At 69.8% G+C, this 26,564-nt stretch carries 24 protein-coding genes; 8 read left to right on the top strand and 16 right to left on the bottom strand.

What is annotated here, in order from left to right; genetic code table 11:
- The first annotated feature begins 18 nt into the window (after positions 1-18).
- A complete protein-coding gene (locus tag AW270_RS32455) occupies positions 19-1,326 on the top strand; it encodes a glycosyltransferase 87 family protein (RefSeq protein WP_061299953.1) in 1,308 nt (435 codons plus the stop codon).
- Here the strand turns inward: AW270_RS32455 and AW270_RS32450 are convergent.
- Positions 1,320-2,150: an NAD(P)H-binding protein gene (locus tag AW270_RS32450; RefSeq protein WP_061299993.1), complete on the bottom strand. Its 831-nt coding sequence runs from the start codon at positions 2,148-2,150 to the stop codon at positions 1,320-1,322. The two genes, AW270_RS32455 and AW270_RS32450, sit on opposite strands and share 7 nt — an antisense overlap.
- A 112-nt stretch (positions 2,151-2,262) precedes the next feature.
- Between AW270_RS32450 and AW270_RS32445 the strand changes: the two genes are divergently transcribed.
- Positions 2,263-2,631, top strand: coding sequence for a winged helix-turn-helix transcriptional regulator (locus AW270_RS32445; protein WP_245674971.1), 369 nt, complete (start codon positions 2,263-2,265; stop codon positions 2,629-2,631).
- On the opposite strand, the gene AW270_RS32440 is transcribed toward AW270_RS32445, so the two are convergent.
- Positions 2,592-3,044: a hypothetical protein gene (locus AW270_RS32440; protein WP_157522942.1), complete on the bottom strand. Its 453-nt coding sequence runs from the start codon at positions 3,042-3,044 to the stop codon at positions 2,592-2,594. The two genes, AW270_RS32445 and AW270_RS32440, sit on opposite strands and share 40 nt — an antisense overlap.
- A 90-nt stretch (positions 3,045-3,134) precedes the next feature.
- A complete protein-coding gene (locus AW270_RS38145) occupies positions 3,135-4,583 on the bottom strand; it encodes a chorismate pyruvate-lyase family protein (protein WP_082801996.1) in 1,449 nt (482 codons plus the stop codon).
- Positions 4,584-4,707: 124 nt separating this feature from the next.
- Between AW270_RS38145 and AW270_RS32430 the strand changes: the two genes are divergently transcribed.
- Both AW270_RS32430 and AW270_RS32425 read left to right on the top strand, forming a co-directional pair.
- Entirely contained in the window at positions 4,708-7,203 is a 2,496-nt protein-coding gene (locus AW270_RS32430; RefSeq protein WP_082801995.1) for an NACHT domain-containing protein, read from the top strand.
- Entirely contained in the window at positions 7,190-8,731 is a 1,542-nt protein-coding gene (locus tag AW270_RS32425; protein ID WP_061299948.1) for a hypothetical protein, read from the top strand. Before AW270_RS32430 ends, AW270_RS32425 begins: the two co-directional genes overlap by 14 nt.
- 80 nt (positions 8,732-8,811) lie before the next feature.
- On the opposite strand, the gene gad is transcribed toward AW270_RS32425, so the two are convergent.
- The 3 genes from gad to thrS are packed head-to-tail and all read right to left on the bottom strand — an operon-like array spanning position 8,812 to position 12,683.
- A complete protein-coding gene (gene gad, locus AW270_RS32420; RefSeq protein ID WP_061299947.1) occupies positions 8,812-10,179 on the bottom strand; it encodes a glutamate decarboxylase in 1,368 nt (455 codons plus the stop codon).
- A 37-nt stretch (positions 10,180-10,216) separates the two neighbouring features.
- Positions 10,217-11,434: an aspartate aminotransferase type Ic gene (locus AW270_RS32415; protein ID WP_061299946.1), complete on the bottom strand. Its 1,218-nt coding sequence runs from the start codon at positions 11,432-11,434 to the stop codon at positions 10,217-10,219.
- A gap of 43 nt (positions 11,435-11,477) precedes the next feature.
- Positions 11,478-12,683: a threonine--tRNA ligase gene (thrS, locus tag AW270_RS32410; protein WP_061299945.1), complete on the bottom strand. Its 1,206-nt coding sequence runs from the start codon at positions 12,681-12,683 to the stop codon at positions 11,478-11,480.
- Positions 12,684-12,893: 210 nt separating this feature from the next.
- Here thrS and AW270_RS32405 point away from each other — a divergent pair, with 210 nt between their 5' ends.
- Positions 12,894-13,655, top strand: a complete 762-nt coding sequence (locus AW270_RS32405) for a glucose 1-dehydrogenase (protein WP_061299944.1) — start codon at positions 12,894-12,896, stop codon at positions 13,653-13,655.
- On the opposite strand, the gene AW270_RS32400 is transcribed toward AW270_RS32405, so the two are convergent.
- The 5 genes from AW270_RS32400 to AW270_RS32380 all read right to left on the bottom strand — a co-directional run bounded on the left by AW270_RS32400 (position 13,652) and on the right by AW270_RS32380 (position 18,175).
- Positions 13,652-14,464 carry an ATP-grasp domain-containing protein gene (locus tag AW270_RS32400; RefSeq protein ID WP_061299943.1) on the bottom strand — a complete coding sequence of 271 codons (813 nt, stop codon included), beginning with the start codon at positions 14,462-14,464 and terminating at the stop codon, positions 13,652-13,654. The two genes, AW270_RS32405 and AW270_RS32400, sit on opposite strands and share 4 nt — an antisense overlap.
- Positions 14,465-14,578: 114 nt before the next feature.
- Positions 14,579-14,839, bottom strand: a complete 261-nt coding sequence (locus AW270_RS32395; RefSeq protein ID WP_061299942.1) for a hypothetical protein — start codon at positions 14,837-14,839, stop codon at positions 14,579-14,581.
- A 45-nt stretch (positions 14,840-14,884) separates the two neighbouring features.
- On the bottom strand, positions 14,885-15,142 hold the full coding sequence (locus AW270_RS32390) for a hypothetical protein (protein WP_061299941.1): 258 nt from the start codon (positions 15,140-15,142) through the stop codon (positions 14,885-14,887).
- A 170-nt stretch (positions 15,143-15,312) separates the two neighbouring features.
- Positions 15,313-16,800 carry a glycoside hydrolase family 3 protein gene (locus AW270_RS32385; RefSeq protein WP_061299992.1) on the bottom strand — a complete coding sequence of 496 codons (1,488 nt, stop codon included), beginning with the start codon at positions 16,798-16,800 and terminating at the stop codon, positions 15,313-15,315.
- Between the two features lie 73 nt (positions 16,801-16,873).
- A complete protein-coding gene (locus AW270_RS32380) occupies positions 16,874-18,175 on the bottom strand; it encodes an alkaline phosphatase D family protein (protein WP_061299940.1) in 1,302 nt (433 codons plus the stop codon).
- Positions 18,176-18,239: 64 nt separating this feature from the next.
- On the opposite strand from AW270_RS32380, the gene AW270_RS32375 reads away from it, so the two are divergent.
- Both AW270_RS32375 and AW270_RS32370 read left to right on the top strand, forming a co-directional pair.
- Complete coding sequence (locus tag AW270_RS32375; RefSeq protein ID WP_061299939.1) at positions 18,240-18,893, top strand: TetR/AcrR family transcriptional regulator; 654 nt, start codon at positions 18,240-18,242, stop codon at positions 18,891-18,893.
- The gene (locus AW270_RS32370; protein WP_061299938.1) at positions 18,890-19,573 is read left to right on the top strand and encodes a DNA alkylation repair protein; all 684 of its coding nucleotides are present in this window, start codon (positions 18,890-18,892) and stop codon (positions 19,571-19,573) included. The genes AW270_RS32375 and AW270_RS32370 overlap by 4 nt, the downstream gene beginning before the upstream one ends.
- A gap of 45 nt (positions 19,574-19,618) precedes the next feature.
- Here the strand turns inward: AW270_RS32370 and AW270_RS32365 are convergent, their stop codons facing one another.
- From AW270_RS32365 to AW270_RS32345, 5 genes are all read right to left on the bottom strand, one after another.
- Positions 19,619-21,022: a cellulose binding domain-containing protein gene (locus AW270_RS32365; RefSeq protein WP_061299937.1), complete on the bottom strand. Its 1,404-nt coding sequence runs from the start codon at positions 21,020-21,022 to the stop codon at positions 19,619-19,621.
- Positions 21,023-21,035: 13 nt separating this feature from the next.
- Positions 21,036-22,307 carry a beta-N-acetylhexosaminidase gene (locus AW270_RS32360; RefSeq protein WP_061299936.1) on the bottom strand — a complete coding sequence of 424 codons (1,272 nt, stop codon included), beginning with the start codon at positions 22,305-22,307 and terminating at the stop codon, positions 21,036-21,038.
- A gap of 15 nt (positions 22,308-22,322) precedes the next feature.
- A complete protein-coding gene (locus AW270_RS32355) occupies positions 22,323-23,141 on the bottom strand; it encodes a carbohydrate ABC transporter permease (protein ID WP_061299935.1) in 819 nt (272 codons plus the stop codon).
- Complete coding sequence (locus AW270_RS32350; protein WP_245674970.1) at positions 23,138-24,094, bottom strand: carbohydrate ABC transporter permease; 957 nt, start codon at positions 24,092-24,094, stop codon at positions 23,138-23,140. The genes AW270_RS32355 and AW270_RS32350 overlap by 4 nt, the downstream gene beginning before the upstream one ends.
- A gap of 329 nt (positions 24,095-24,423) precedes the next feature.
- Positions 24,424-25,686, bottom strand: a complete 1,263-nt coding sequence (locus AW270_RS32345; protein ID WP_061299934.1) for an extracellular solute-binding protein — start codon at positions 25,684-25,686, stop codon at positions 24,424-24,426.
- 136 nt (positions 25,687-25,822) lie between these two features.
- Between AW270_RS32345 and AW270_RS32340 the strand changes: the two genes are divergently transcribed.
- The gene (locus tag AW270_RS32340; protein ID WP_245674969.1) at positions 25,823-26,557 is read left to right on the top strand and encodes a GntR family transcriptional regulator; all 735 of its coding nucleotides are present in this window, start codon (positions 25,823-25,825) and stop codon (positions 26,555-26,557) included.
- The last annotated feature ends 7 nt before the right edge of the window (positions 26,558-26,564 follow it).

Raw genomic sequence — 26,564 nt, 5'->3', positions numbered from 1 at the left:
CGCTGGCACCCTGACCCGGTGAGACTCACCGTCGCCCTGCTGACCGCCCTGGCCGCCGCGCTGGCCGTCGCCGTCACCCGGGCGGGCCAGCTCGCCGACCCCGCCGGGCTGATCGGGTGGTACGCGGTCTGCTGGGCGCTGTTCGCCGCGGCGGCGTGGTCGCTCGGGCGGGTGCCCGCCCACCGGGCCGCCGCGCTGGTGGTGGCGGGCGGGCTCGTGGTGGGGGCGACGGGACTGCTGGAGGTGCCGCGGACCAGCACCGACTCCTACCGGTACGCCTGGGACGGCCGGGTGCAGGCGGCCGGGATCTCCCCCTACGACCATCCGCCGGTCTCCTCCGAGCTGGCCGCGCTCCGCGACGACTGGCTGTTCACCGACGGGCCGATCTGCGACACCGCCTACCTGTCGTGGCTGTGGGGCGGCGGCTGCACCCGCATCAACCGGCCGTGGGTGCACACCATCTACCCGCCGGTCTCCGAGGCCTACTTCCTCGCGGTCCACGCGCTGTCGCCCCCCGGCTCCCGCCACAAGCCCCTCCAGGTGGCCGGTCTGCTGCTGGCGCTGGGGACGACGGCGCTGCTGGTCCGGGTGACGGGGGCGCGGCGGGCGTGCCTGTGGGCGTGGTGCCCGGCGGTCCCCGTCGAGGCGGTCAACAACGCCCACGCCGACGTGCTGAGCGTGTTCCTGGCGGTGGCCGCCCTCGCCGTGCTGGTCCGGCGGCGCGCCGCCGGAGGCGCGTTGCTGGGGGCGGCCGTCGCCGCGAAGTTCTTCCCCGCCGTCCTGCTTCCCGGGGCACTGTCGGGTGTACGACGTCCGCGTGACGCCATGCCGGTCCTCCTGCCGGCCCTGGCGGCGGTGGTCGTCGCCTACCTGCCCTACGTGCTGGCCTCGGAGGCGTCCGTCTTCGGCTACCTGGGCGGATACGCGACCGAGGAGGGCTACTCCGGCGGGTCCGGCGACCGTTACGGGCTGGTCCGGCTGCTGGTGCCGGACGCCTGGGCGCTGCCGGTGGTCGCGCTGGCGACGGCGGCGGTGGGGGCGTACACGATCTGGAACGGCGACCCCGCGCGGCCCTGGCAGGGCGGGCTGACCGTCACCGGCGCGGCGTTCCTGCTGCTCACGCCCGGCTACTCCTGGTATGCCCTGCTGCTGGTCGCCCTGGTCGCCCTCGACGGGCGCTGGGAGTGGCTCGGCGTGGCCGCCGCCGGGGCGGTCGCCTACGTCACCGACCTGGGCATCGCCGCCTACCTGACCGCCGCGCTGGGCGTCGGCGCCGGATGGCTGGTGCGGACCTCCGCCCGCACCAGCCCGGCCTGGGCCTACTGAGCCAGCGCCTCCCGCAGCGTGACCGGCGGACGGCCGAGCAGCTTGGCCAAATCCTCGCTCGTGGTCTCCAGGCTCCCGGCCGCGATCCCCCGGTCGATGTCGACCACGAAGTCGGCGATCCCCTCGGGCAGCCCGTTCGCGATGAGGACCTCCCGGTACCGCTCAGGGGTGAGCGGCACATACTCCACCGGCTGCCCCGAGGCCTTCGCGACCTCCTCGGCCAGGGTCGCCAGCGTGAAGACCTCGGCCGCGAGTTCGTACACGTCCTGCTCGGCCTCCCCGGTCAGCGCCACCGCCGCCGCCTCCGCGTAGTCGGCCCGCGCCGCCGCGCTGATCAGCCCGTCCCCCGCCGCCCCCGCGACGCCGTGTTCGAGGTAGGTGGCCAGCTGGGCGGTGTACACCTCGTAGTACCACCCGTTCCGCAGGAACACCGTCCGCAGCCCCGACTCGGTCAGCACCTTCTCGGTGGCCCGGTGCTCCTCGGCCAGGGCCATCGCGGAGGCGGGCGCGTTGAGGATGCTCGTGTACGCCACCAGCTCCACCCCCGCCTCCACCAGGGCGGCCACCACGTTGGCGTGCTGCTCCGCCCGCCGCCCCACCTCGGAGCCGGACACGAACAGCACCCTCGACGCCCCCTCGAAGGCGTGGCGGAGCGACTCCGGGTCCTCGTATTCGACGTGGCGGATCTCCACGCCCAGGTCGGCCGCCTTGTCGAGCTGCCGCCCGAGCCCCCGGATCTGGCCGGCGGGCACCCCCCGGCGCAGCAGGCTCTGGATGGCGAGCCGCCCGAAGGGCCCGGTGGCGCCGGTGACGACGTAAGTCATGATGTTCCTCTCGTTGTGCACGTGAACGAGGGAACAGACCAGGTCAGAACATACTTCCCAAGAGATACCGGGCACCTTGAAGTGCGGTACGCACCTGGAGGATAGTGAGCAGGTGGACAGCCTGAGAGACTGCGCGAGCCGCCAGCTCCTCGACCGGATCGGCGACGCGTGGAGCATGCTGATCGTCACCCACCTGCGCGGCGGCCCGCTCCGCTTCACCGAGCTGGCCCGGAAGATGGAGGGGGTGACCCCGAAGATGCTGACCCAGACGCTGCGCGGCCTCGAACGCGACGGCCTGGTCACCCGCACGGTCCACGCGGTGGTGCCGCCCCGGGTCGACTACGAGCTCACCCCACTGGGCCACAGCCTCGAAGACGTCGTCGACGCCATCACGGCCTGGGCCGACACGCACATCGCCGAGGTGCAGGCCGCGCGCGGCTCCTACGACTCGAAACTGTCGACGGCGAAGAACTCGTCGTGACCGCCGCAGGTCTGCCCGACCTCGGCCCCCGCGATCCACGACCCGCCCTGCTCGAAGGTGTCGCCTTCGAGGATCTCGCCCCGGCCCGGGGCGTTCACCCCGCGCCTGCCGTCCGATGCGCGCACGGGCGTGGTGTTCCTGGGCCAGACGGGGACGACGGTCCTGCCGTCGGCGACCGCGACCAGACACGCTTCCTTCTCCAGCCAGGAAAGGCGCGCTTTCAGCGACCCCAGATTGGCCGGTTCCAGGTCGTGGACGACAATGGCGGGATCGGTGCCGATATGGCAGAAGAAAGACGTACACGAAACCGTTGAATTCGGGCGCTCCATCGGCATCCGAACGGAAGAATCCGCAGCGCTACAGGCCGACAGGCCCATCACGCAGGCAAATACCGTCACGACTTTCCGCCCCATATCCGGCACCCCCTCTTTCGATTAGCGCCACCTTAACGAGCGGCCCGTCAATTGCAGCGCGAATCGAAACCGCCAATGGCGAAGAATGCGTCAGGGTCGCGTCGTGGCGCCCTTCCGCCCCCAGGCCTGGACGAAGAGGGCCTCGCGCACCACGGTGTCCTCGTGGGCGAGGTGCTCCCGCAGGGCTCCGGTCAGGGCGTGCAGGGTGTCGGGGCAGGCGCCGTTGGCGACCATGCGGTCGTGGAAGAGGCCCGCGAAGTGCGGCAGCAGGGTCTGGTAACGGTCGCCGGGTCGCCAGTAGTAGGCGTGCGCGGCCACCCGGACCTGGGTAACCCCGGCCTGCCTGAGCAGCGTGGGCAGGCGCGCGCCGACATGGACGTCGCCGCCGAACACCTCGGCGATCAGGGCTTTGAGCCGGTCCCAGGCGGGGTGGGGCGGGTCGCACTGCCACGACGCCCAGTCGAACTCCTGGGCGGCGACCCAGCCACCCGGCCGGGTCGCCGCCGCCATCGCGCGCACCAGTTCCTCCGGCCGCAGGTTGTTGATGAGGAGCAGCCGGCAGTGCGTGAGGTCGACACCCTCGTCGGGCACCTGCGGGGAGGGCAGCCCGCCGTGGACCAGGCCGACGTTGGCGAGACCGAGGCCGGCCACCGACTCGCGTGCCCAGCCGATCATGCGCTCGTCGGTGTCGAGGCCGGTGGCCCACCCATCCGGCCCCACCGCTTCGGACATCAGGTCGAGGACGCCGAGCGGGCCGCAGCCGACGTCGAGCGCCCGCGCGCCCTCGGGGAGGGGCAGCCGTTCGAACAGGGCGGCCGCGGCCGGGCGGAGGAGGTCGGTCTGGGCCAGCAGCCGCTGTTTCTCGTCGTCGGAGGAGCCAAGACGGTAGTCATGGACCCGGGTCGCGTCCGGTGTCGCGACCGGCGGGGGCTGCTCGTACGTCCAGGCGGACACGTGGTCGGGGTTGAACAGCTCCCGGATGTACATCAGCGGGCGTTCACCCCGCCAGATCAGATACGTCTTGACCACCGCCGAGGCGGGGTCGAGCGCGCCGGGCCAGTCGGCCAGCCCGCAGGAGATCAGCTGGCGGCGGTGCTCGATGCGCTGGGAGGCCAGCGCCGTGCCGATGCCGTAGGAGGGGTCGGTGACGATCCGGCCCATCGGAGAGTCGGGGTCGGGGACGGCCACGACGTGGTTGAGCGTCACGGGCGTGCCCCGGCTGTCCAGCAGCGCCGAGTAGCGGCTCACGACCGGGGCTCCGGCGGGCAGCCCGAGCAGCTGGGCGGGGTCCTTCAACGTCGAGTGCACCGAGGGCGTGACCGTCTGCCGCAGCACCTTGATGGACAGCGGACCGGTGAAGGACGCCTCCAGCAACTGGGTGGTCGAACCGTCGCTGGCCACCAGCAACCGCGTGACACCGGAGCGGAACGACGCCACGTCGACGGGGCGGACCGGCGCTTCGAAGGCACGCCACGAACCGGCGGCCAGACCTGGCAACGTGAAAGAGTCCGGCTCGTGGCCGGTGACGTCCAAAACCATAGTCGATCACTCTAGGTGATAGATCAACTTCGTTGCGTCCCTCTGTTCGGCGCGTTGGCGGAGGGCCGGTCACGGGCCGAATGGAGAGCTACCCGGTGATCACGGAGTGCCGAATAATAACCTCATGCCGTCACGAATCGCCAAGCGCGCCGGTGTGGTATTGACCGTGATCGCCGTGGCGGCCCTTTCCACCTATTTCGTTGCGGCGGACCTCGAGGTGGCCGACCAGGTAGGCAGCGTCGTGGCCGCGGTCATCGCCGTGGCAGGCCTTGGGCTGAGTGCCTACGAGGTGATGTCCCAACGTCAAAGCGGCGGCACACCGGAAGCAGCCGCCGGACCTCGATGGAACCGGTCAGAGGCGGGCTACGGGCGCTATTACCGCGAGAACATCGCGGAAATGCGGCGCTACGCGGTGGTCGCGGGACGAGCGACCATTCCCGTCAGCGAACTCGACGTCGACCTGAAGCCGGGAACGTCGCCGACGAACGGATTGTTCTGCGCCCCGGAGATCGGCGACGGTGAGATCGTCTCGCTTCCCGACCTCATTCATGGACCCGAACCGGTCCGGATCCTGCTGACGGGAGCGCCCGGATCAGGGAAGAGCACCGCACTGAGCCGGGTCATGGTCCAGGCGGCGGACGAGAAAACCCCGCGGCGGCGCTTCCCCCTGCTGCTCGAACTGAATCCACAGAGCGTCGCGGAGATAACGCGGGATCCGGAGACCTCCCTGGCCTCGCTGCTGAGCACGGCGGTCCGAGGGCTACCGGTCGCGGTCCCGCCGCGGTGGTTCGAGAAACGGCTCAGCACAAGGCACGCCCTCATCATGGTCGACGGGCTCGAACATGTCGGCGAGGACGACCAGACCACGGTGCACACGTGGCTGCGGAGACAGATGTCCCTGTACTCGCGGCAGTCGTTCGTGACCACATATCGCCGCCCGGACGGATTCGAGGACGCCCCCGCCTTCGTCCCCCCGGGCACCGTGCTCCGGCTGACCACGAAGCCGCTGACGACGGAACACGTCGAAGGGTTCCTGCGGCGATGCGCCACCGCACTCGGCGTCGAAGAGGCGTTCTCAGCCGAGTTCCTGAACCATGTTCGCCGTCTTCCGGGATTATGGGCCTGCGTGGGAAACCCGGCCATGCTGAATCACCTGGTGGCCTTCGCGGATACATACCGGCAGAGCCGGTCCAGGCTTCCGTCGGCCTCCGAATACTGGGATGAACTGTCGGCCCGGCTCTTTCGCCTCGACGCGGAAACCATGGACTTCCTGGCCGAGATCGCCGTGACAGCCACGCGCCGGCACACCCTGCACATTCCGATGGCCGAGGACAGGCGCACCGCAGCCCTGGTCAGAGCCGGAGTGCTCCAGGTCCGGCACGTCGGCGCCGTTCCGCACGTCTCGTTCGCCCTTTCCGCGCTCCAGGACCATTTCGCTGCTCGCCATCTGCACACGGCCGGTGTGTCCGAGGCGGATCCTTCCGACCCATGGTGGCGGCAGCCACTGCTCAGCCACGCGGAATCGAACGAGGGGGACGCCGTTCACCTGCGCGAAGAGACTTGGCCGGCCGATCTGGACCGCGTCGTCAGCCTCGACGCCAGGCGCCAGATCATGGTGCGTCCGCTCTCGAACGACGACTACCGGTCGTTCAGCCGCCAGCCTCTGGACCACTGGCCGGACGGCTCTCCAGAACGGCCCGGCGGCCCGGCGTCGGGAATCCGCTCGTCCGAACTGGACGATCTGGCCGCGTGGGCCGAGAAGTCCTACGGTCATCGATTCCGGTTCCGCCTGCCGACCACCTCGGAGGCGACATGGGCCAGAGACCTCCTCACCAGTGATCAGCCAGTCCACATGTGGCAGCGAGACGGAGAAGTCACCACTGCCAACGTGGCCCCGGGCACCTCGGCGGAGCAGGGGCTCCGCCGGCAGCTCGAACGCGATGTGTGCCAGGTGATCCTCCGGCCCGGTTCGCACCGGACGAGAATGTGGCACGCCCTGCATGACGTGCTCGCGGAGCGACCGCCGTGGAGGCTCGACCCCAGGCTCCTCGGCCGCCTGGATCTCGATCTCCCGCCGGGCCGGCTGGCCTCTCTCGCGGTCCACCTCACCGGCAGCCATGACGAGTCTCTGGCCGCGCAGGCGGCGGCAGAACTGGGCGTCACCGAGGAGGATCTGGCCGCAGCGGAAAGAGCGTGCACCCGAATCACCACCTGTGACCTGCGCCTGAGCTCACTGGATCTCGACCGCGGAAACCAGCTGGTCGAAGCCGTCCGCTCCGGCATCAGGTCGGTCGAGGGCCGGCGAGGCCACCTCAGCCCGCTGGGTTGGCTCGCCCTGGCGATGGATGCTTCGGTGCGGGCCGCCACAGATCGGGAGATCCACCGGAACGCGGACTGGCAGACGCGCAGAACTCTGCGGTGGTGCGCCCGGATGACGACTCTGGCGTTGCTCACGGAAATCGAGTGCGCCGATCAGCCGGCTTTCTCCGATGCGTCCGAGAACGGGGCTCATCTGTACTCCGCCCTGGCGCTGACCGAGGTCCGCGCCGTGAGAGAGGCGCTCGCCCCCGGTCTCTCCGTGCTTTTCGTCCGAGAGAGCGAGTCCCGTGAAGGCGCCTGACTTCAACGACGTGGTCTTCCTCGACACGATCGGGCCGGACATCGGATGCCACTTACGCATCTGGCACGACGGCGGGCGGACGATCGTCGTCGCCGGGCAGTTGCAGGACCGGCCGATCACACCTCAGGGCATCATCGAGACCTGCGTCTCCGAGATAGCGCGCATCCATCTCCCCAGAGGGGAGGACTTCGAGTTCTACCTCCACTATCCGCAGGACGGTTCACGTCGCGCCACGCATCCCCTGGTGCGGGTGACCTTCACCCTGGACCAGGATGCGAGAAAAGGGGCCGCGCTGATCACCCGGATCGGGCAACTGGCCGGTGGCCTCGATCAGCTCGAGAAGGAGGCGTCCCAGCACCCGGCGTTCTCCGATCCGCAGTGGCGAGACCTCTCCCTCGACGAGTTCAGGCTGCACACCGGCCTGGAGCTGGAGCACTTCGTCGCATCGACCTACAAGAAGGATCCCGTCAGGGAATACATCGCCACCGGCGCGCCGGTCGCCGTCCTCGTGGATCCGTATCACCTCCGCGACTCGGTGCGGCATCTGAAGACCCTGGGATCCGTGCTGCGGAACTCACCGCCGGGCCCGGTCGCCGACGTGGTGCTCATGGCGCTTGGCGTGATCGCCAGAGCGGCGCTGGCGATCGAATCGGCCTACTCCTGTTCGGCCGCGCGCCGGAAATCCCAGGGAGTCCTCCAGGAGACCTGCCCCCGGCTGCCGGAGACCGACCGCGCACTGGTCGTGGAGTGCGGCGAACTGCCCGGCGTCCCACCGGCCCGACGCGCGACCATCTGCGCGGACATACTCGACATCATCGACGTGTTCCGGCAGGACGACGACTTCGTCGCCGCCTTGAGGTTCGCGTACGGCCACATATCGTGGTGGGCCGAAACGCCAGCGGACAAGGCCAGGCGTTCCCGGCGCCGGGACCACGTGCTCAGCGACGTCATCCGGGTGATCGGCGCCGCGGACTCCGATTATTTGCAGACCGTAACCTGGCAGACCGGCCCCGACCCCGATTTCACCGAGGTGCTGGCCCCTCTCCGCGAACGGGCCCGGCACTTCCCCGGACCCGGCGAGTTCCGGGCAGGCGTCGACCCGTGGGGAAGGAAGGTGGCCGAGTGGACGGTGACCAGTCCGGGCGGCCGAAGCGTGGCCCACTACGTCGTCGAATGGCCATGTCAGCGCCCCGATCCGGCCTTCCCGGACGAGGCAGTGATCGTTTCCCCCCGGGATCCCGGGGGAGCCGGTGGCCGACCCGTCTACGTACGTCTCCCGGACGGCACGTACGACCTGCTCCCGGTCCCTCGGGATGCGATTCTCCCTCCCCCGTTCACCTGGGGGTACGGCGGAGAAGGACCCACCCGGTTGTATCTCGCCATGAGGGACGCGTGTTGCGGCGACATCACGGAAGACGATGAACGGGGATCAGGCGCCGATCGCCTGCGGGAGTTCGTCTTCTCCTTTCCGCCTTCGCAGGACTTCCAGATCGAAGTGGGTCGCGTCCGTGAACACTTCTCGCGGTGATCGACCGCCGCGAACATGACCGTCGTGAAGCTCCGCGACGGTCCCCCGGCCACGGCGACGCGGGCCTGCTCGTCGCCTCGTCAGTGGTGGAAGCCCATCGCCTTCACGTCCCGGTGCATCGGATGCGGCTGCTGCTGGAGTTCCGGCAGCACCCGCTCCAGATCAGCCAGCAGCAGATCCGCCAGGTCATGAGTGAACCCGTTCCGCACCACGATCCGCAGCACCGCCAGATCCTCCCGATCCTTCGGGAATGTGTACGCCGGCACCAGCCACCCCCGCTCCCGCAGCCGCCGCGACACGTCGAACACGTCGAACGCGGTCACGGAATCAGCGGTGGTGAAGGCGAAGACCGGCAGCTCGTCGCCACGGGAGATCAGCCGGAACACCCCCAGTTCGGCGATCCGCCGCGACAGATGCGTCGCCACCGCCCGGGAGATCCCCTGCACCTCCTGGTACCCCCGCCGCCCCAGCCGCAGGAAGTTGTAGTACTGCGCCACCACCTCGGCCCCGGGCCGGGAGAAGTTCAGCGCGAAGGTGGGCATCTCCCCGCCGAGGTAGTTCACCCGGAAGACGAGCTCCTCCGGCAGCAGCGCCTTGTGCCGCCACAGCACCCATCCCACCCCGGGGTAGACCAGCCCGTACTTGTGCCCGGAGGTGTTGATGGACGCCACCCGGGGCAGCCGGAAGTCCCAGACGAGGTCATGGTCGAGGAAGGGCGCGACCATCGCCCCGGAGGCACCGTCGACGTGCACCGGGATGTCCCACCCCTTCGCGTCCTGCAGGGCGTCGAGCGCCGCGCAGATGTCAGCGACCGGCTCGTAGGAACCGTCGAACGTCGACCCCAGGACCGCCACCACGCCGATGGTGTTCTCGTCGCAGTACTTGACCGCCTCCTCGGCGGTCAGGTGGTAGCGCTCTCCCGACATGGGGACCAGCCGGGGCTCGACCTCCCAGTAGTTGCAGAACTTCTCCCAGCAGACCTGGACGTTGGCCCCCATGACCAGGTTGGGCCTTCCGGAGCCGGTCCAGCGCCGCTTGAGGGCCATCCCGGCCAGCATGCAGGCCTCGCTCGACCCGGTCGTCGAGGTCCCGATCACGTCGGAGGGCGCGGGGGCGTTCCACAGGTCGGCCAGGATGCAGACGCAGCGGCGCTCGAACTCGGCCGTCTGCGGGTATTCGTCCTTGTCGATCATGTTCTTGTCGGCGCACTCGGCCATCAGGCGGGCCGCCTGCGGCTCCATCCACGTCGTCACGAACGTGGCCAGGTTGAGCCGGGCGTTCCCGTCGAGCATCAGCTCGTCGTGGACGAACTGCCAGGCCGCCTCGGCGGGCACCGGCGTGTCGAAGAGCCGGTGGGTGGGGGCGGTCAGGTCGAGACCCAGCGCCGTGACCGGGTTGACCGATCGCGACGCCGGGTGTTTGTGCGCATGTCCGGAGTGCAACGCCATGCTCGATGTCTATCAGTCATCGAGCCGTCACCCGGGGTTAGGCGCGCTCGGCCGCCACGAGCCGCACGCAGACGGCCAGGCCGCTGATCGCCGCCTCCAGCTCCGCCATGCCGGGGAACGTGGGCGCGATGCGGATGACCGAGTCGGTCGGGTCCTGCCCGTAGGGGTGGGTGGCGCCGGCGGGCGTCAGCGCGATGCCCGCTTCGGCGGCGCGGCGGACGACCTCCTTCGCGCACCCCTCGGGCACGGTCAGCGAGATGAAGTAGCCGCCCAGCGGCGACGACCACGTCGCCAGCCCCGACAGCTCCTTGGACAGGATCCGGTCGACGGCCTCGAACTTGGGCCGGATCAGGTCGGCGTGGGCGCGCATGTGGGCCCGCAGCCCGTTCTCGTCGCGCAGGAACTCGACGTGGCGGAGCTGGTTGACCTTGTCGGCGCCGATCGTGCCCTTGCCCATGTAGCCGAGGAACCAGGCGATCGTCTCGGGCGACCCGCCGAAGAACGACACCCCGGCCCCGGCCAGCGTCACCTTGGACGTCGACCCGAACACGAACACCCGGTCGGCGTTGCCCGCCTCGGTGGCCAGCGCGAGCACGTCGGCCAGCTCCGCCTCCTGGTCGAAAAGGTGGTGGACGGCGTAGGCGTTGTCCCAGAAGATCCGGAAGTCGGGCGCGGCGGCGGGCATGGCGGCCAGCCGCGCGACGGTCTCGGCCGAGTAGGTCGTGCCGTCGGGGTTGGAGTACTTCGGCACGCACCAGATGCCCTTGATCGCCGGGTCGGCGGCGACGAGGCGCTCGACCTCGTCCATGTCCGGGCCGGCCGGGGTCATCGGGACGGGGATGAGCTCGATGCCGAACCGCTCGCACAGCGCGAAGTGGCGGTCGTAGCCGGGCACGGGCGCCAGGAAGGCCACCCGCTCCTCGCGGGCCCACCCACGGATGGCGCCGAGGGGCACGCCCAGCAGGCTGTGGACGATCGCGTCGTGCATGAGCGCCAGGCTGGAGTTGCCCCCGACGATGATCTGCGACGCCGGGACCTGCAGGAAACCGCTGAACAGCGCCCGCAGTTCGGCCAGCCCGTTGAGGCCGCCGTAGTTGCGGGTGTCGGTGCCGTCGGCGGCGCGGAAGGACGTTCCGGGCAGGGAGAGCATCGGGGTGGAGAGGTCGAGCTGGTCGGAGGCGGGCTTGCCCCGGGTCAGATCGAGCTTCAGTCCCCTTGCCTTCAGCTCCTCATACTCGGCGCGCACGTCGCTCATCGCGGGTTCCCTCGGTAGTAATGGGCGGACAGCGAAAGCTTAGTCACCACAGCTCGCCCTCCCGTCGCGAGGTGATCTCCGCGATCTTCCCCAGCGCCTCGGGCAGCCCCAGGGGGCCGAGTCTGCGCCCGTCCCGCAGCCGGATCGACACCGAGCCGGCCGCCGCCTCGCGGGAGCCCACCACCAGCTGGTACGGCACCAGCCGCGCCTCCCGGATCCGCGCTCCCAGGCTGCCCTTCTCCGGTCCCGCCACCACGGCCCGCAGCCCGAGGTCCACGCAGCGCCGGATCACCGCGTCGGCGAAGGCCACCGCGTCCTCCCCCAGCGGCAGCACCGCCACCTGCACCGGCGCCAGCCAGGCCGGGAACGCGCCCCCGTGCACCTCGATCAGGTGCGCCACGGCCCGCTCCACGCTCCCGACGATGCTCCGGTGGACCATGACGGGCCGGTGCCTGGCCCCGTCGGGCCCGGTGTACTCAAGGCCGAACCGCGCGGGCTGGTAGAGGTCGATCTGGACGGTCGACAGGGTCGACTCCCGCCCGAGGTTGTCGGCGATCTGCACGTCGATCTTCGGCCCGTAGAACGCGGCCTCCCCCTCGGCCTCCTCGTAGGGGATCCCGTCGAGGACCTCCCGCAGCATCTCCCCCGCCCGCTCCCACAGCCCGGGATCCGCCACGTACTTCCCGGAGGACCCCGGCAGCGACAGCCGGTGGCGGACCGGCCTGATCCCCATGGCGGCGTGGGCCGCGCCGATCAGCTCCAGGGCGGCGCGGGCCTCGTCGACGGCCTGGCCGGCGGTGCAGAAGATGTGGGCGTCGTTGAGCTGGATGGCCCGCACCCGGCTCAGCCCGCCGAGCACTCCCGACAGCTCCGACCGGTACATCCCGCCGAGCTCGGCCAGCCGCAGCGGCAGCTCGCGGTAGCTGCGCCCCCGTGACCGGTAGATCAGCGCGTGGTGCGGGCACAGGCTGGGCCGCAGCACGACCTGCTCCCCGCCGATCGACATGGGCGGGTACATGTCGTCGTGGTAGTGGTCCCAGTGCCCGGAGATCTCGTAGAGCTCGCGCTTGCCCATGATCGGCGAGTAGACGTGCTGGTAACCGCTGCGTCTCTCGACGTCGCGGACGTAGTCCTCCAGCGCCATCCGGACGGCCGCGCCGCCGGGCAGCCAGAAGGGCAGCCCCGCGCCCATCAGCGGATCGCCGTCGAACAGGTCGAGTTCACGGCCGAGCTTGCGGTGGTCGTACACGATGCGTCTCCCCAGGTGAAAAGGGGGCGCACAGCACCGAAGCCCGGGGCGTGCGCCCCGGGCTTCGAAGTAAGGCAGTGGTCAGCGCGCCGGGACGGAGTCCGGCGTCGTCGTCATGTAGGCGCGCTGCATGCCTCGAACGCTAGCACGACGGCCCTCGCGCGGTCGCGCCTGTTCCGAACAGACCGACCGGTCGGTACCCTCAGGCGCATGACTCTCTTCTCCGTCGAAGGCAAGACCGTCGTGGTGACCGGCGGGTCCCGCGGGATCGGGCGGATGATCGCCCAGGGGTTCGTGGACGGCGGCGCGACCGTCTACGTCACCGCCCGCAAGAAGGACCAGCTGGAGGAGACCGCCTCGGCGCTGGGCTGCGGCTCGGTCCAGGCCGACCTGTCGACCCGGGAGGGGATCGAGGCCGTGCACGACCTGGTCGCCGCCCGCCACGACTCGCTCGACGTGCTGGTCAACAACGCCGGCGCGGCCTGGGGCGCGCCCCTCGACGACTATCCCGAGTCGGCCTTCGACAAGCTCTGGAACATCAACGTCAAGGGCGTCTTCGCCCTGACGCAGCGCTTCCTGCCGCTGCTGCGGAAGTCGGCGACCCCCGACGACCCGGCCCGGGTCATCAACATCGGATCGGTCGACGGCATCAGGACCCCGGCGATGGAGAGCTACGCCTACTCGGCCACCAAGTCGGCGGTCCACATGCTGACCCGGCACCTGGCCGACCGCCTGGCCAAGGAGTCGATCACCGTCAACGCCATCGCCCCGGGCCCGTTCGACTCGAAGATGATGTCGTTCGTCCTCGACGACCCGCAGGCCAGGCAGATGGTCGCCGACAGCGTCCCGCTGGGCCGGATCGGCCGCCCCGACGACATGGCCGGGACGGCCCTCTTCCTGGCGTCACGAGCGGGTTCCTACCTCACCGGAACCGTCATCCCGGTGGACGGCGGCATCACCGCGCACGGTTAGGCGAGCATCTCCTTCAGCGCCCGCGCGAAGAACGCCGGGGCCTCCAGCTCGGCGTCGAGATACAGGTAGGGCTCGGTGAGCTCCAGCTCGATGAGCACCGGCTCGCCGCCGGGCATCCGGACGAGGTCGACCCGCGCGTAGAGGAGCGGTTCGGCCACCTTGCCCAGGATCTCCTCGGACAGGTCGAACTGGTCGTCGTCGGGGTCGCGCAGGGTGGCCTTGGCCCCGGCGTCGTTGAGGTCGCCGACGCCCGCGACGAGCAGCGGAGTGCGCCGGACGGCGTGGCTGAACTGGCCGTTGAAGTAGTGGAGCGACATCTCGCCCTCGTGCTCGACGCTCTCGACGTAGGGCTGGACCATGACCGGGCGGCCCTGCTCCTCAAGGGAGGCGGCGAACGCCGTGGCCTCCTCCACGGAGGCGGTGCGGATCGTGTCGCGGGCCCCGGCGGAGATGGTCGGCTTGACGACGTATTCGGGCCAGTCGGGCAGCGCGAGCGAGCTCCAGTGGGTCGGCACGGTCGGCACGCCCAGGTGCTTCAGATAGGTCTTGTCGGTGTTCCACGCCAGCACGGACGCCGGGTTCAGCAGCCGGGTGTGCTGTTCGGCCTGCCAGGCCCAGTCGATGAACTCGTCACGGCGGCCCACGTAGTCCCACGGTGACCGGACCACCGCCGCGTCGAAGGACGACCAGTCGGCCTCGGGGTCGTCCCAGCGGACGGGAGCGCCCTCGATGCCCTCGGCGAGCCATGCGGTCAGCACGACCTCGCGTTCCGGATCGGGACCGTCCCAGGTGACATACGCGGCCTTCATCGAACTTTTCCCCTTGCATGTGCGGCATGACGTACAAGCACCCATCATGGCCGCAACGCGCGACGGCGCGCGCCGGGCCCGGAAGGAGAGCCCGGCGCGCGCCGGAGTCGACGACTAGTCGTCGAAGCGGTAGGCGAGGCCCGCGACGCTGTTGCGGGCGGTGACCGAGACACCGTTGATGGTGTTCGAGTTGGTGGACGAACCGCTGCCGATGTTGGTGGCGGCCACGTTGCCGAACACGTTGCCCGACTGGGCGGACCCGCGGTTCACACTGCCGTTGCTGATCCAGGTGTCGGCGTGGGCGGGGGCGGCGGCCATCAGGCTCGCGCCGCAGGCGGCGATGACGGCACCGGTCACGGCGAGCTTCTTGAACATGTTCTCTCCTTCGGGTGGGGTGAGTGCTGGGGACGCGACCGCGGTTTACTTGAAGATGTAGACCACGGTCACGCTGCCGCCGGTGGCGGTAGCGGAGATGCCGTTGATCGTGTTGACGTTGGTCGAACGGCCGGAGCCGGCGTTGCGCGCGGCGACCCAGCCGAAGTTGTTGCCCGACTGCGCCGAACCGATGTTGGCGCTCCAGTTGTCGGACCACGTGTCGGCCTGCGCCGGGGTGGCGATGAGGCTCGCACCGGCGGCGGCGGCGAGCATCGCACTGGTCACGCAGATCTTCTTGATCACTACGGCTCCTTCTCGCGCTTTCCTTGACGGTCTGTTTGACTGGCCGGTCAAAGCACTGCCGAGCATATAGCTCTGCGTAGTTGTTTGATAGCACTCTGTGATCAGAATTTTGGTCTGGACATGGAAACGGCCCCGCGGCTGCGCCCGCGAGGCCGTTGCTTATGGGGATTTCAGGGCAAACGACCGGTCAAGGTCTCGGCCGCCGCCTGGCCGCAGACCCGCGACGCCCCGTGTGTCGCGATGTGCACGGCGCCCAGGTCGGTCCGTCCGGGCAGGCCCATCTCGACCACCACGCCGTCGGGGCGGGCGGCCAGCATGTGGCCGAGGGCGTCCATCTGCCAGGCGTGGCGGTGGGCGTCGCGCACGACCACGACCAGCGGGCGGTCGGCGGCCCGGTCGAGCAGGTCGGCGGGGATGCCGTCGGCCAGTTCGGCCTCGCCGAGGCGGGTGACCGTGGTGCCCGGGAGGAGCGCTCCCAGCGGGTCGGCGACGCCCCAGGGCTGGCCCTTGTCGATGGCCAGGTTGGTCTCCGGGGCCAGCTCGACGACGTGCGGGGCGGTGCTGAGCGGCAGGCGGGCGCCGTCGTGGTGCTGGACCCTGATCGCGCGGCGGGCCGCGGCCAGGCCGACCGGGCCGCCGTTCAGGATCCGCGCGGCCGGCTCCAGCCGCCAGGCGGCCAGCTTGGCCACCCGGGCGCACGCCTCGTGCAGCCGGGCCTCGGGCAGCAGGCCGCTCGCCACCGCGTCGGCGATCGCCTCGCGGATGTGGTCGAAGGTCGCCTCGTCGGCGTGCTCGCCGCCCACGCAGACCGAGTCGGCCCCGGCGGCGATGGCGCGGGCGCTGGCGCCGCCGATGCCGTAGGAGGCCGAGACGGCGGCCATCTCGATGGCGTCGGTGATCACCACGCCGTCGAAGCCGAGTTCGCCCCGGAGCAGGTCGGTGAGGATGCGGGGGCTCAGGGTGGCCGGCATCCCCTCGTCGTAGGCCGGGACGACCAGGTGGCCCGTCATGATCGCCCGGACGCCCTCCTGGATGGCGGCGCGGAAGGGCCACAGCTCGACCTCGTGGAGCTCCTCGCGGCTGACCGCGACGACCGGGAGGCCGTGATGGGAGTCGACGGCGGTGTCCCCGTGGCCGGGGAAGTGCTTGGCGCAGGCCGCCACGCCCGCCGACTGCAACCCTCTGATCCAGGCCGCCGTGTGGCGGGCCACCAGGCCCGGGTCGGCGCCGAAGGAGCGCAGCCCGATCACCGGGTTGTCGGGGTTGGAGTTGACGTCGGCGGCGGGGGCGAAGTTGATCGTCACGCCGGCGGCGGCCAGGTCGTGTCCGACGTCCCTGGCCACCTCCTCGGTGAGATGCACGTCGTCGACCACGCCGAGGGCGTAGTTGCCGGGGCGGGAGCTGCCCGTCCGGGCCTCCAGCCGGGTGACGTCGCCCGCCTCCTCGTCGATGCCGACCAGCAGCGCGGGGTTGTCCGCGCGCAGGGCGGCCGTCAGGGCCGCCAGCTGGTCCGGCGTGTCGACGTTCCGGGAGAACAAGACCACCCCGGCGAGGCCGTCGGCGAGACGCCTGCGCAGCCAGTCGGGGGGCGAGGTCCCGACGAAGCCGGGGAGGATGACCGAATCAGCCAGACGCAGCAGCTCCGTGCTTCGCGTCATGCGGCACCGCACTTGGGCATGCCCGAAATCTAATAGGAAAGTTTCCTATTCGCTAGAGGTCTTACCTGCAATTTCACAAGTCGATTCGTACGAGCTTGTTACCGACGGCACGGAAGGAGGCTGCCGTGGACACGGGGGCGCCGGGGCGGTCGACGTAGGCGACGGTGCGGTAGTCGACGGTGAACTCCTCCATCGAGGCGTGGGCGACCAGGTAGCCGCGGTGGCCGTCGAAGAAGCGGAGGTGCGGGTTGCGCTCCAGCGCGTCGTCGCGCACGGCGGGCGGGGCGCTCGACACCGCGGTCGCGACGAACTCCACGCCCCTGTCAAGTTCGCCCGCCCAGGCGTTGTGCACGTCGCCGCTCAGCACCACCAGATCGTCGGGAGCGGCCTGGAGGATCTTGGCACGGCTGGCCGGGAAGGCGTCCCAGGCGTCCGCGCTCGGCGGGTTGCGGGGGGCGAAGAAGAGCGGCTGGGCCAGGACGGTCCAGCGGGCCGCCGAGGTGGTGAGACGGTCGAGCAGCCAGGTCGTCTGGGCCGGGCCGAGCATGTCGCCGGGGGTCCGGTACTGGCGCACGTCGGCCAGCAGCAGGTCGGCGACCTTGCCGAACGGCCGCCAGCGGTAGAACTGCATCGCGTCGCCGCCCGGCTTGACACGGTAGGGCAGGTGTTCGTAGTTCGCCTGGTAGGCGGCCCGGCGGCGCTTCGCGTCACCCGTCTTGCCCTGGTAGTTGTTCACGACCTCGTGGTCGTCGGGGATGGTCAGCCAGGGGGCGGCGGCGTGGGCGGCCTGGAGATCGGGGTCGAGGCGGTAGAGGGCGTAGCGCTCGCGGTAGGCGTTGAGGGTGGTGCACGCGGCGGTGGAGTCCTTGAGGGGGCGGACGTAGCGGCCCGGGGCGGGGGCGGCCGGTTTGCCGTATTCGTAGATGTAGTCGCCGAGATGCAGGACGACGTCGGGCTGCTCCGCCGCCAGGTGCTTGAGGGCGGTGAAATATCCGTGTTCGTAGCGCTGGCAGCTCGCCACCGCGATCCGCACCGGCGCCGTCGATCCCGCCGCCGGCGCGGTTTTCGTACGGCCGACGCGGGAGGTGTGGCCGTCCACGCGGAAGCGGTAGAAGTAGACGGAGGACGGGCGTAAGCCCGCCACCTTCACGTGGACGCTGTGCGCCCCGGCGGGCTGGGCCCTGGCCGTCCCCGACGCCGTGAGCCTGCCGAACGCCTCGTCCTCGGCGACCTCCCACCGCACGTCGAAGGAGCTCGCGGGCATGCCGCCGCCGTTCAGCGGGTCGGGCGCGAGGCGGGTCCAGAGCATGACGCCGTCGGGCGCGGGCTCCCCCGAGGCGACGCCCAACGTGAACGGGAATTTGATTTTCGCCATCCTCGATCATCGCCGATTCGACACTGTGAATGGCCCGAACGGCGCAACGGCCCATAATGGGTGGGTGAACCAGCGCAAGAACACCGCGACGGCGCGCAGAACCCACGTGGGACCCGCCTCGGAGCGCCGCGACCACCTGGTCAAGCTGGCGGCGGAACTGTTCGCGCGCAAGGGCTTCCAGGCCACCACCGTCCGCAACATCGCCGACGAGGCCGGCATCCTGTCCGGCAGCCTCTACCACCACTTCGACTCCAAGGAGTCGATCGTCGACGAGGTCCTGCGCACGTTCCTCGACGACCTGACCGCGCGCTACCGGGTGATCCTCGACTCGGGCAGGAGCCCGACCGAGGTGCTGACCCAGATGATCCGCATCGGGTTCGCCACGCTCGAACCCCATCGGGCGGCCATCACCGTCATGCAGAACGACTGGAACTACCTGCGCTCGCTCGAGCACCACCGCTTCGACTACCTCGTCAAGGCCGAGGACGAGATCGAGCGCATGTGGCTGGAGCAGATCAAGAAGGGCCAGGCCGGCGGCGCGCTGCGGGCCGACGTCGACCCCAAGCTGACCTACCGGATGATCCGCGACTCGATCTGGGTGGCGGTGCGCTGGTTCCGTCCGGGCGGGCGGCTCAACACCACCGCCCTCGCCGACCACTACATCACGGTCCTGTTCGACGGCCTGGCGACCGGAGCCCGGACCAGCCAGCCGGGATGAGCCTCGTCGACGCGGTCCGGGCCGCCCTCGGCGAACTCGCCGACCCGGAAAAGGCGCCGGTGATGCGGGCTTACATGAAGTCCGAGATGCCGTTCCTCGGCGTGCAGTCGGGGCCCCGGCGGCTGGCGCTGAAGAAGGTCTTCGCCGAACACCGCCTGGAGTCGGCCCCGGTGTGGCGGCGCACCGTCCTGGAACTGTGGCGCGAGGCCAAATATCGCGAGGAGCGCTACGCGGCGATCGACCTGGCGGGCTTCCGGCTCTACCGCACGTGGCAGACCCTCTACACCCTGCCCATGTACGAGGAGATGATCGTCACCGGCGCCTGGTGGGACCTGGTCGACGAACTCGCCGTCCACCGCGTGGGCGGGCTGCTGCGCCAGTTCCCCGAGACGATGCGCCCGACGATGCTCGACTGGGCCCACGACCAGAACCTGTGGAAGCGCCGCACCGCGATCCTGTCGCAGAACACCTTCCAGGAACGCACCGACAGCGCGCTGCTCTACGCCTGCATCGAGCCCAGCCTGTCGGACACCGACTTCTTCGCCCGCAAGGCCATCGGCTGGGCGTTACGGGAGTACGCGAAGACCGACCCCCGCGAGGTCGTGCGCTACGTCGAGCACCAGCGGCTCAGCGGGCTGTCGCGCCGTGAGGCGCTGAAGAACGTGCCGGGCACCGGGTGAAACGGCTCGCGCGCCCCGAATGCGCGCGAGCCGCCGTTCACGTCTTTAACTCATGGGCACGGTGTCGACCCAGCTCGTACCGCCGGAACGGTAGGTGTTGACTCGCTGGATCACGGTGGCGGGCGCGACCACCTCGTTCTTCGCGTGGTAGAACCAGTCGATCTGCTGGATCCACTGGCGCTGGGTGCTGCTGCCGACGAGGCCGCCGCTGATGAACCACAGGTTGAAGTTCACCGACTGCACGGTCTCGGGGTAGTAGTCGCCGCCGTGGGTGGCGAACAGATTGCCGTCGATGTAGTACTTGATCTCACCGCCGGAGACCTGGAGAACCAGGTCGTGCCAGCCCGCGTAGCTGATGCGGTTCTCGGTGTGGGTGTTGACCGCGAGCCAGGGCTCGTTGCGGTAGGTCTCCCACGAGGTGGCGTACATGATGTTGGCGGGTTCGCCCCAGCCGCCGTTCGGCAGGTACTCGAAGTCCTGCTCGCTGTAGTTGGGGTCGAGGTCCTGGTTGAGCGGGGTGATCGTGAAGAAGGTCTGCACGATGTGGTCGCCGTCGGGGCCCGTCGTGGGGGCGTCGGTGAAGAAGACCCGGGCGGCGTAGGTGCCCTCCAGGAACTTGCGCTGGTGGAGGACCTCCGACTGCTGGGTGCCCGAGGAGGTGCCGTCGGTGACCGACTTGAGCTGGAGTGCCTTGTTGGCGCCGCTCACGGTCGGGAAGGTGACGTTGGACGCCGGCCACGTCGCGCCCGGGATGCCGGGGCCGCCCTGGTTGGTGCGGATCGTCCAGTTGTGCGCGGCGATGTTCGGGTCGGTGTGCGAGGAGTAGCTGAAGTCGTCGAACACGACGCCGTTGTTGCCGCCGGGCGGAGGTGACGTGCTGGGAGAGGGCGACGGCGACGGGCTGGGGTTGCCGCCCGCCGGGGCGTTGCCCCAGAGCAGCGCGCCCGACTGGTAGACGGTGATCTTGTTCCAGTCGGCGTACGAGGCCTGCGCGCCGAACGAGTAGTCGTCGCTCTGCGTGATGCGCTGCCAGTCGGCCCGGTAGAACCGCAGCTGCAGGTCGCCGGTCGAGGCGCCCGGGGCGAGCGAGCCGCTCGTGAAGCCGATCTCCAGGTAGCGGTCGGCGGTGGCCGTGCCGGGAGAGATCGCGCCGAACGTCCCGGTGACCGTCGAGCAGCCGACGACCGCCCACGAGCAGGCGAAGCGGTACTGCTGCGACGCCGAGTCGGCCTTGAAGTAGTAGCGGATCCTGACGGTGTTCAGCGGGACGGCGTTGGTGCCGGTGTTGACCAGGTTCAGCCAGGGTTCGACCTGGTCGGCCTGGGCCCCGGACGCGCTGGTCCTGTATTGCACCTTGAGGGCGGTCGCGGCCTCGGCCGGCAGCGCCACCAGTCCGATGACGGCGAGGGCGGACACGAGCCCGCCGGCTAACCACTTCTTGCTGGACACATCGTTCCTTTCTCTATGGGATGAGCGGACCCACCGAGACGCCCTGTGCGGCCAGGCGGGTCAGATGGGGGTCGAGACGGCGCAGGAAGTCGGAGTAGTCGCCCGCCGAACCCCACGCGACCTCGGCGAACGCCAGCAGCCGGGGGAAGGCCTGGCGTTCGACGTCGGCCGGGGTCGGCATGTACTCGGTCCAGAGCTGGGCCTGGACGCCGATGATCCCCGGCGCGTTCGGCGGGACGAAGTGGTAGGTGTTCGACAGCGACAGGACCCGGTCGGGGAAGAACGGACCGGCCTCCTGCTCGGGGGGATAGTCCAGATAGGTGCGCAAGTGCGGGGCGAGCACGACGTCGCGCCCTTCGAGGGCGGCCAGCGTGCCGCTCTCCTCGTCGAGCCACGTCATGGTGGTGGCGCCGGGCGGACCGTCGGGCTTCTCGTACCAGTAGACGAGCTTGCGGCCCTTCGCCGCCAGGTGGTCGGCCATCCGCCCGGTGATCCAGGCGCGGGCGGCGTGCGCGCCCGGCAGGCCGAGTTCCCGCAGGCGCTCCTGGGCGCGCGGGGTCCGCTCCCACTCGTGGTTGAGGCACTCGTCGCCGCCGACGTGGACGTACTCGCCCGGGAACAGGTCGCAGACCTCGTCGAGGACGTGGCGGAAGAAGGCGATGGTCTCCTCTTCCAAATTGAGGGTGTGCTCGCTGACGCCCCAGTCCGTCCAGACCTCGTAGGTCGCCGACGGGTCGTTGCCCAGCTCCGGGTAGGCCGCCAGCGCCGCCTGCACGTGGCCCGGCATGCCGATCTCCGGGACGACCCGGACGAACCGTTCGGCCGCGTAGGCGACGATCTCCCGGATGTCCTCGTGGGTGTAGTGGTCGCCCGAGACCTCGGTGAGACGCGGGTAACGGCGGATCTCCAGCCGCCAGCCCTGGTCGTCGGTGAGGTGCAGGTGCAGCACGTTCAGCTTCAGCTCGGCGATCAGGTCGATCAGCCGCAGGACGAACGCCTTGGGCATGAAGTGCCGCGCCACGTCGAGCATCACCCCGCGCCACCCGAACCGGGGCGCGTCCTCGATCACCCCCTCCGGGAGCCGCTCACCGAGCTGACGCAGCGTCTGGCGGCCGTAGTACGCACCGGCGGGACCGCCCGCCGAGAGCTCTATCCGGCCCTCCTTGAGGGTGAGGCGGTAGCCCTCACCCGGCAGGCCGGGGTCGGGCGTCAGCCGGACGAGATCCTCGGAGAATGCGATCGAGCCCCCGAGGACGGCCAGGTCGCGTGGCCGCGGAATGATCACGTTGGAGTTCCTTTCTCAGCCCTTGACGGCGCCGGCGATGATCCCGGAGGTCACCCGGCGCTGGAGGATCAGGAAGATCAGCAGCACCGGCAGCATGAAGAGCGTGGCGGCGGCCATGGTGGCGCCCCAGTCGGTGCCGAAGACGTTGGAGAAGGACGAGAGCCAGACGGGGAGCGTGCGGTCGTCCTGGTTCTTGATGATCAGCGCGTTGGCGAACGCGAACTCGTTCCACGCGGTGATGAACCCGAACAGCGACGTGGACATCAGCCCCGGCGCGAGCAGCGGGAGCACGACCTTCCGGAAGGCCGCGGCCCTGCTGGCGCCGTCCATCTGCGCGGCCTCCTCCAGTTCCTCCGGGATCGCCGCCAGGAACCCCCGCAGGGTGACGATCGTGAAGGGGAGCGTGCTGATGAAGTAGATGAGCGTCAGCATGGAGAGCTTGTCGAGCATGCCGGTGTCGCGGGCGATGATGAACATCGGGATGAGCAGCGCCTCCCACGGCGCCATCTGCGCGATGAAGACCATGAGGATGAACGCCTTGCGCCCCCGCCACCGCATCCGCGCCACCGCGAACGCCGCCAGCAGCGCGACCACCAGGCTGAGCAGGACCGCGCCGAGTGAGACCAGCAGCGAGTTGCGCCAGAACAGCCCGAACCCCTCGCTGGCGATCGCGGTCTCGAAGTGGTCGAGGGTGGGATGGAGCGGGAGGAACTGGGGCGTGTCCGCCTGGATGTCGCGGGTCGGCTTGAAGGCCGTGACGACCATCCAGTAGACGGGGAAGACCGAGAAGGCGATGACGCTGAGGGCGGCCAGCGTGAGGGGGATCCGTCTCACCGGCCCTCGCCCTCGTGCCGGTACATGCGGCGCAGGTGCGGGATCAGCACGACCAGCAGGATCAGCACCGTCAGGGTCGAGATGGCCGAGCCGAGGTCGTATTTGTGCAGCGACTGGGCGACCTGGTAGGCGTACACGGGAAGGGTCGTGGTCGCGCCGTCCGGCCCGCCCTGGCTGATCGCCCAGATCTGGGCGAAACACTTGAACACCCAGATGATCTCCAGCGACGTGATGAGCCCGAACAGGGGCCGCAGCATCGGGAAGGTGACGTCTCGGAACACCTGCCGCCCGGTCGCGCCGTCGATCCGGGCCGCCTCGAACAGCTCCTGCGGGATGGTGGTCAGACCGGCGTAGAGCGTGAGCGCCGCGAACGGCACCGACTGCCAGACGACGAGCAGCACCATGATGGCGAACGTGGCCGTCCCGTCGGCGAACCACGTGTAGCCGTCGAACCGGCTGAGACCGACGCTGGTCAGCAGCCAGTTGACCACTCCGAGCTTCGACTGGAACAGCCACTGGAAGATCGTGGTCGCCGCCAGCACCGGCGTGGCCCAGGTCAGCACCAGCCCGCCGAGCACCGCCAGCCGCAGCCTCTTCCCCAGCCGCGCGACCATCAGCGCGACCAGCGTCGACAGGATCATGATCAGGACGACGTTGACCGCCGTCCAGACGAGGGTCCTCCTGACGACCGCCCAGAACTCCGCCGAGCCGAGCGCGTCGTGGTAGTTCTCCAGCCCGACGAACGCCGCTCCCCCGCGGATCAGCTCACCGGTCCTGAAGTGCTGGAACGAGATGACCACGCTCCGGATGAGGGGATAGAACAGCAGGTAGGCGGTGCCGGCGACGGTCGGGACCACCAGCAGGTAGGGCCACAGCGCCCCCGCGCCGGGTCTCCTCCTCGGCGGAGGTGGGGCCGCCACGGGGACGGGCCGCTCGGGAGCCTGCGTGACCACAGGTGTCCTTTCTGTTCTGTACGTGCTGGACGAGGTCCTTGTGTGGTGAGCCGGGCGGCCGGGACCCAGCTCGCCCGCTTGCGCTGGGCCTTTGCGCTGGGCCTTTGCGCTGGGCCTTTGCGCTGGGCCTTTGCGCTGGGCCTTTGCGCTGGGCCCTTTGCGCCGGACCTTTGCGCGGGACCTTTGCGCGGGACCTTTGCGCGGGGCTTTTGCGCTGGGACTCGAGCTGGGACTCGAGCTGGGCCTGCGAGCTGGGTTTGTTCGCCGGAGGGGCCGAGGAGCGGCCCGCCCGGGGCCGCAGGCCCAAGGGTGGGTGGGCGTTCCCCCCGTTAGGACTTGGTGTTGAGGATGTCCGCGATGACCTGGGAGGCCTTGGCCGCCTCGGCCGGGCCGTCGGTGCCGGTCAGGTAGGTGGTCATGTACTCCTTGATGACGTTCTTGGCCTCGACCGCCGCCCAGTTCGCCGAGTTCGGCGTCGCGTGGCCGTTGGCGGCGCCCTTGGCCATAGCCGACGCCCCCTCGCTGGTCAGCACGCCGCCCAGGGAGACCCGGTTCGGGACGTAGGACATCTCCTTGGCCATGTCCGTCTGGAACTTCTCACCGGCGAGGGCCTTGATGACTTCGTACGCGAGATCGGGGTTCTTCGACGCCTCGGGCACGATCAGGTCGCTGCCGCCGGTGAAGACGGCGCCCGGGGTGGCGGCGGTCTTGCCGGGGATCGGGAAGAAGCCGAGCTTCCCGGCCAGCTCGGGGTTGGCCTTCTCGATCGCCACCGCGCCGCCCGGAGCCGAGATGAGCTGCGCCACGTTGCCCTTGGCGAACACGTCGGCCTGCGGCGGGTTGGCCTCGTCGGAGTCCTTCGGCCCCTCGCCCAGCGCCTGGAGCTTCTTGTAGAAGTCGATCCCGGCCAGCGCCTGCGGGCTGTCGAGGCCGCCCTTCCAGGTGCCGCCCTCGTTGACGGCCAGGTCGCCGCCCTCGTCCCAGATGAAGCCGGCGAGGGTGTACCAGTTCTGTCCGGGCAGGTAGATGCCCTGGTTGCCGTCGGCGTTGAGCTTGGTGGTCACGTCGATCCACTCGTCCCGCGTGGTGGGCGGGGCGACGCCGGCCTTGTCGAACAGGTCCTTGTTGTAGATGACGACGCGGTTGGCGGCGTACCAGGGGATGCCGTACTGCCGCCCGTCGATCTTGCCGGGGTCGGCGAGACCGGGCAGCCAGTCGGCGCCCTGGAGCTCGGCCACCTTGTCGGTCAGGTCCTTCACGCCGCCGCTGGCGGCGTACTCGGCGACCTGGGTGTTGCCCACCTCGATCACGTCAGGGGCGTCGTTGCTGGCCAGGGCGCTGGTCACCTTCTGGCCGATGCCGTCCCACTCCTGGATCTGGATGTCGAGGGTGACCCCTTGGCGCGCGGCCTCGAAGTCGCGCTCGAAGGTGCTGAGCAGGGTGTCCGACATGCTGTCACGCATGATCCAGACGGTGAGCGCGGTCGCGGCGGGCGCTTCCGGAGTGGTGCTCTCGGTGGGCGAAGAGCCGCAAGCGGTGAGCCCGGCGGCGAGCGCCAGGACCGCTGCCGCGGCGAGGAACCGGGGGGCCATTGGTTCTCCCAGTGGTCAGATATTGGTAAGAAATCTGCCTGCTGGCGCTAGAGTGGTCTTAACCAGTAGACCCGTCAAGACCCGTTATTCAGTGTTTACCTTCGACAACTGGTAAGACGCTGGTAAGGTCGCAGATGTGACTGTCAACATGCGGGCAGGGCTGAAGCGCGACCGGGTGCGCGACTTCCTGCTCGACTACGTGGCCGACAAGAAACCCGGCGAGGCCATCCCGTCGGAGCGCGACCTGTGCAAGGAACTGGGCGTCTCCCGCCCGACCCTGCGGGCGGCCATAGACGACCTGGTACGGTCGGGCGTCCTGGTCCGCGAACACGGCCGGGGCACCTTCACCGGCCCCCAGCGCGTCACCCAGGCGTTGGCCGCGACCCCAAGTGGATCGTTCTACGCGCCCCCGGCCGAGGGAAAATGGCTGAGCGCCATCCTGGAGTTCGGCTCCTCCCCCGCCGGCCCCCAGCTGACCAGCCGGTTGCAACTGGCCCCCGCGACCCCGGTCCTGCGCGTGGTCCGCCTCCGCGTCGTCGACGACGAACCGATGGCGATCGAACGGCTCCACCTGCCCCATGAGCTGGTGCCGGGCCTCGTACCGGCGGACATGGAGACGGGGTCGTTCTACAAGGTCCTGCGGGAACGTTTCGGGGTCGACGTCCGCAGCGCCGTGCAGACCATCGAGGCGACGGTCACCGACGAGACGGAGGCAGAGCTGCTGAACGTGCCGGAACACTTCCCGGCCCTGCTGGTGGAGCGGACGACGCGCGACGTGAACGGCCGCATCGTCGAGTTCACCCGATCGATCTACCGGGGCGATCGATACCGGGTGACCTCGGAACTCTATTTCGACGCCGAGTCCGGGTGAGCTGCTC

This window comes from Herbidospora cretacea, assembly GCF_001570605.1.
GTDB lineage: Bacteria > Actinomycetota > Actinomycetes > Streptosporangiales > Streptosporangiaceae > Herbidospora > Herbidospora cretacea.
This window is presented reverse-complemented; position numbering and strand designations above follow the sequence as displayed.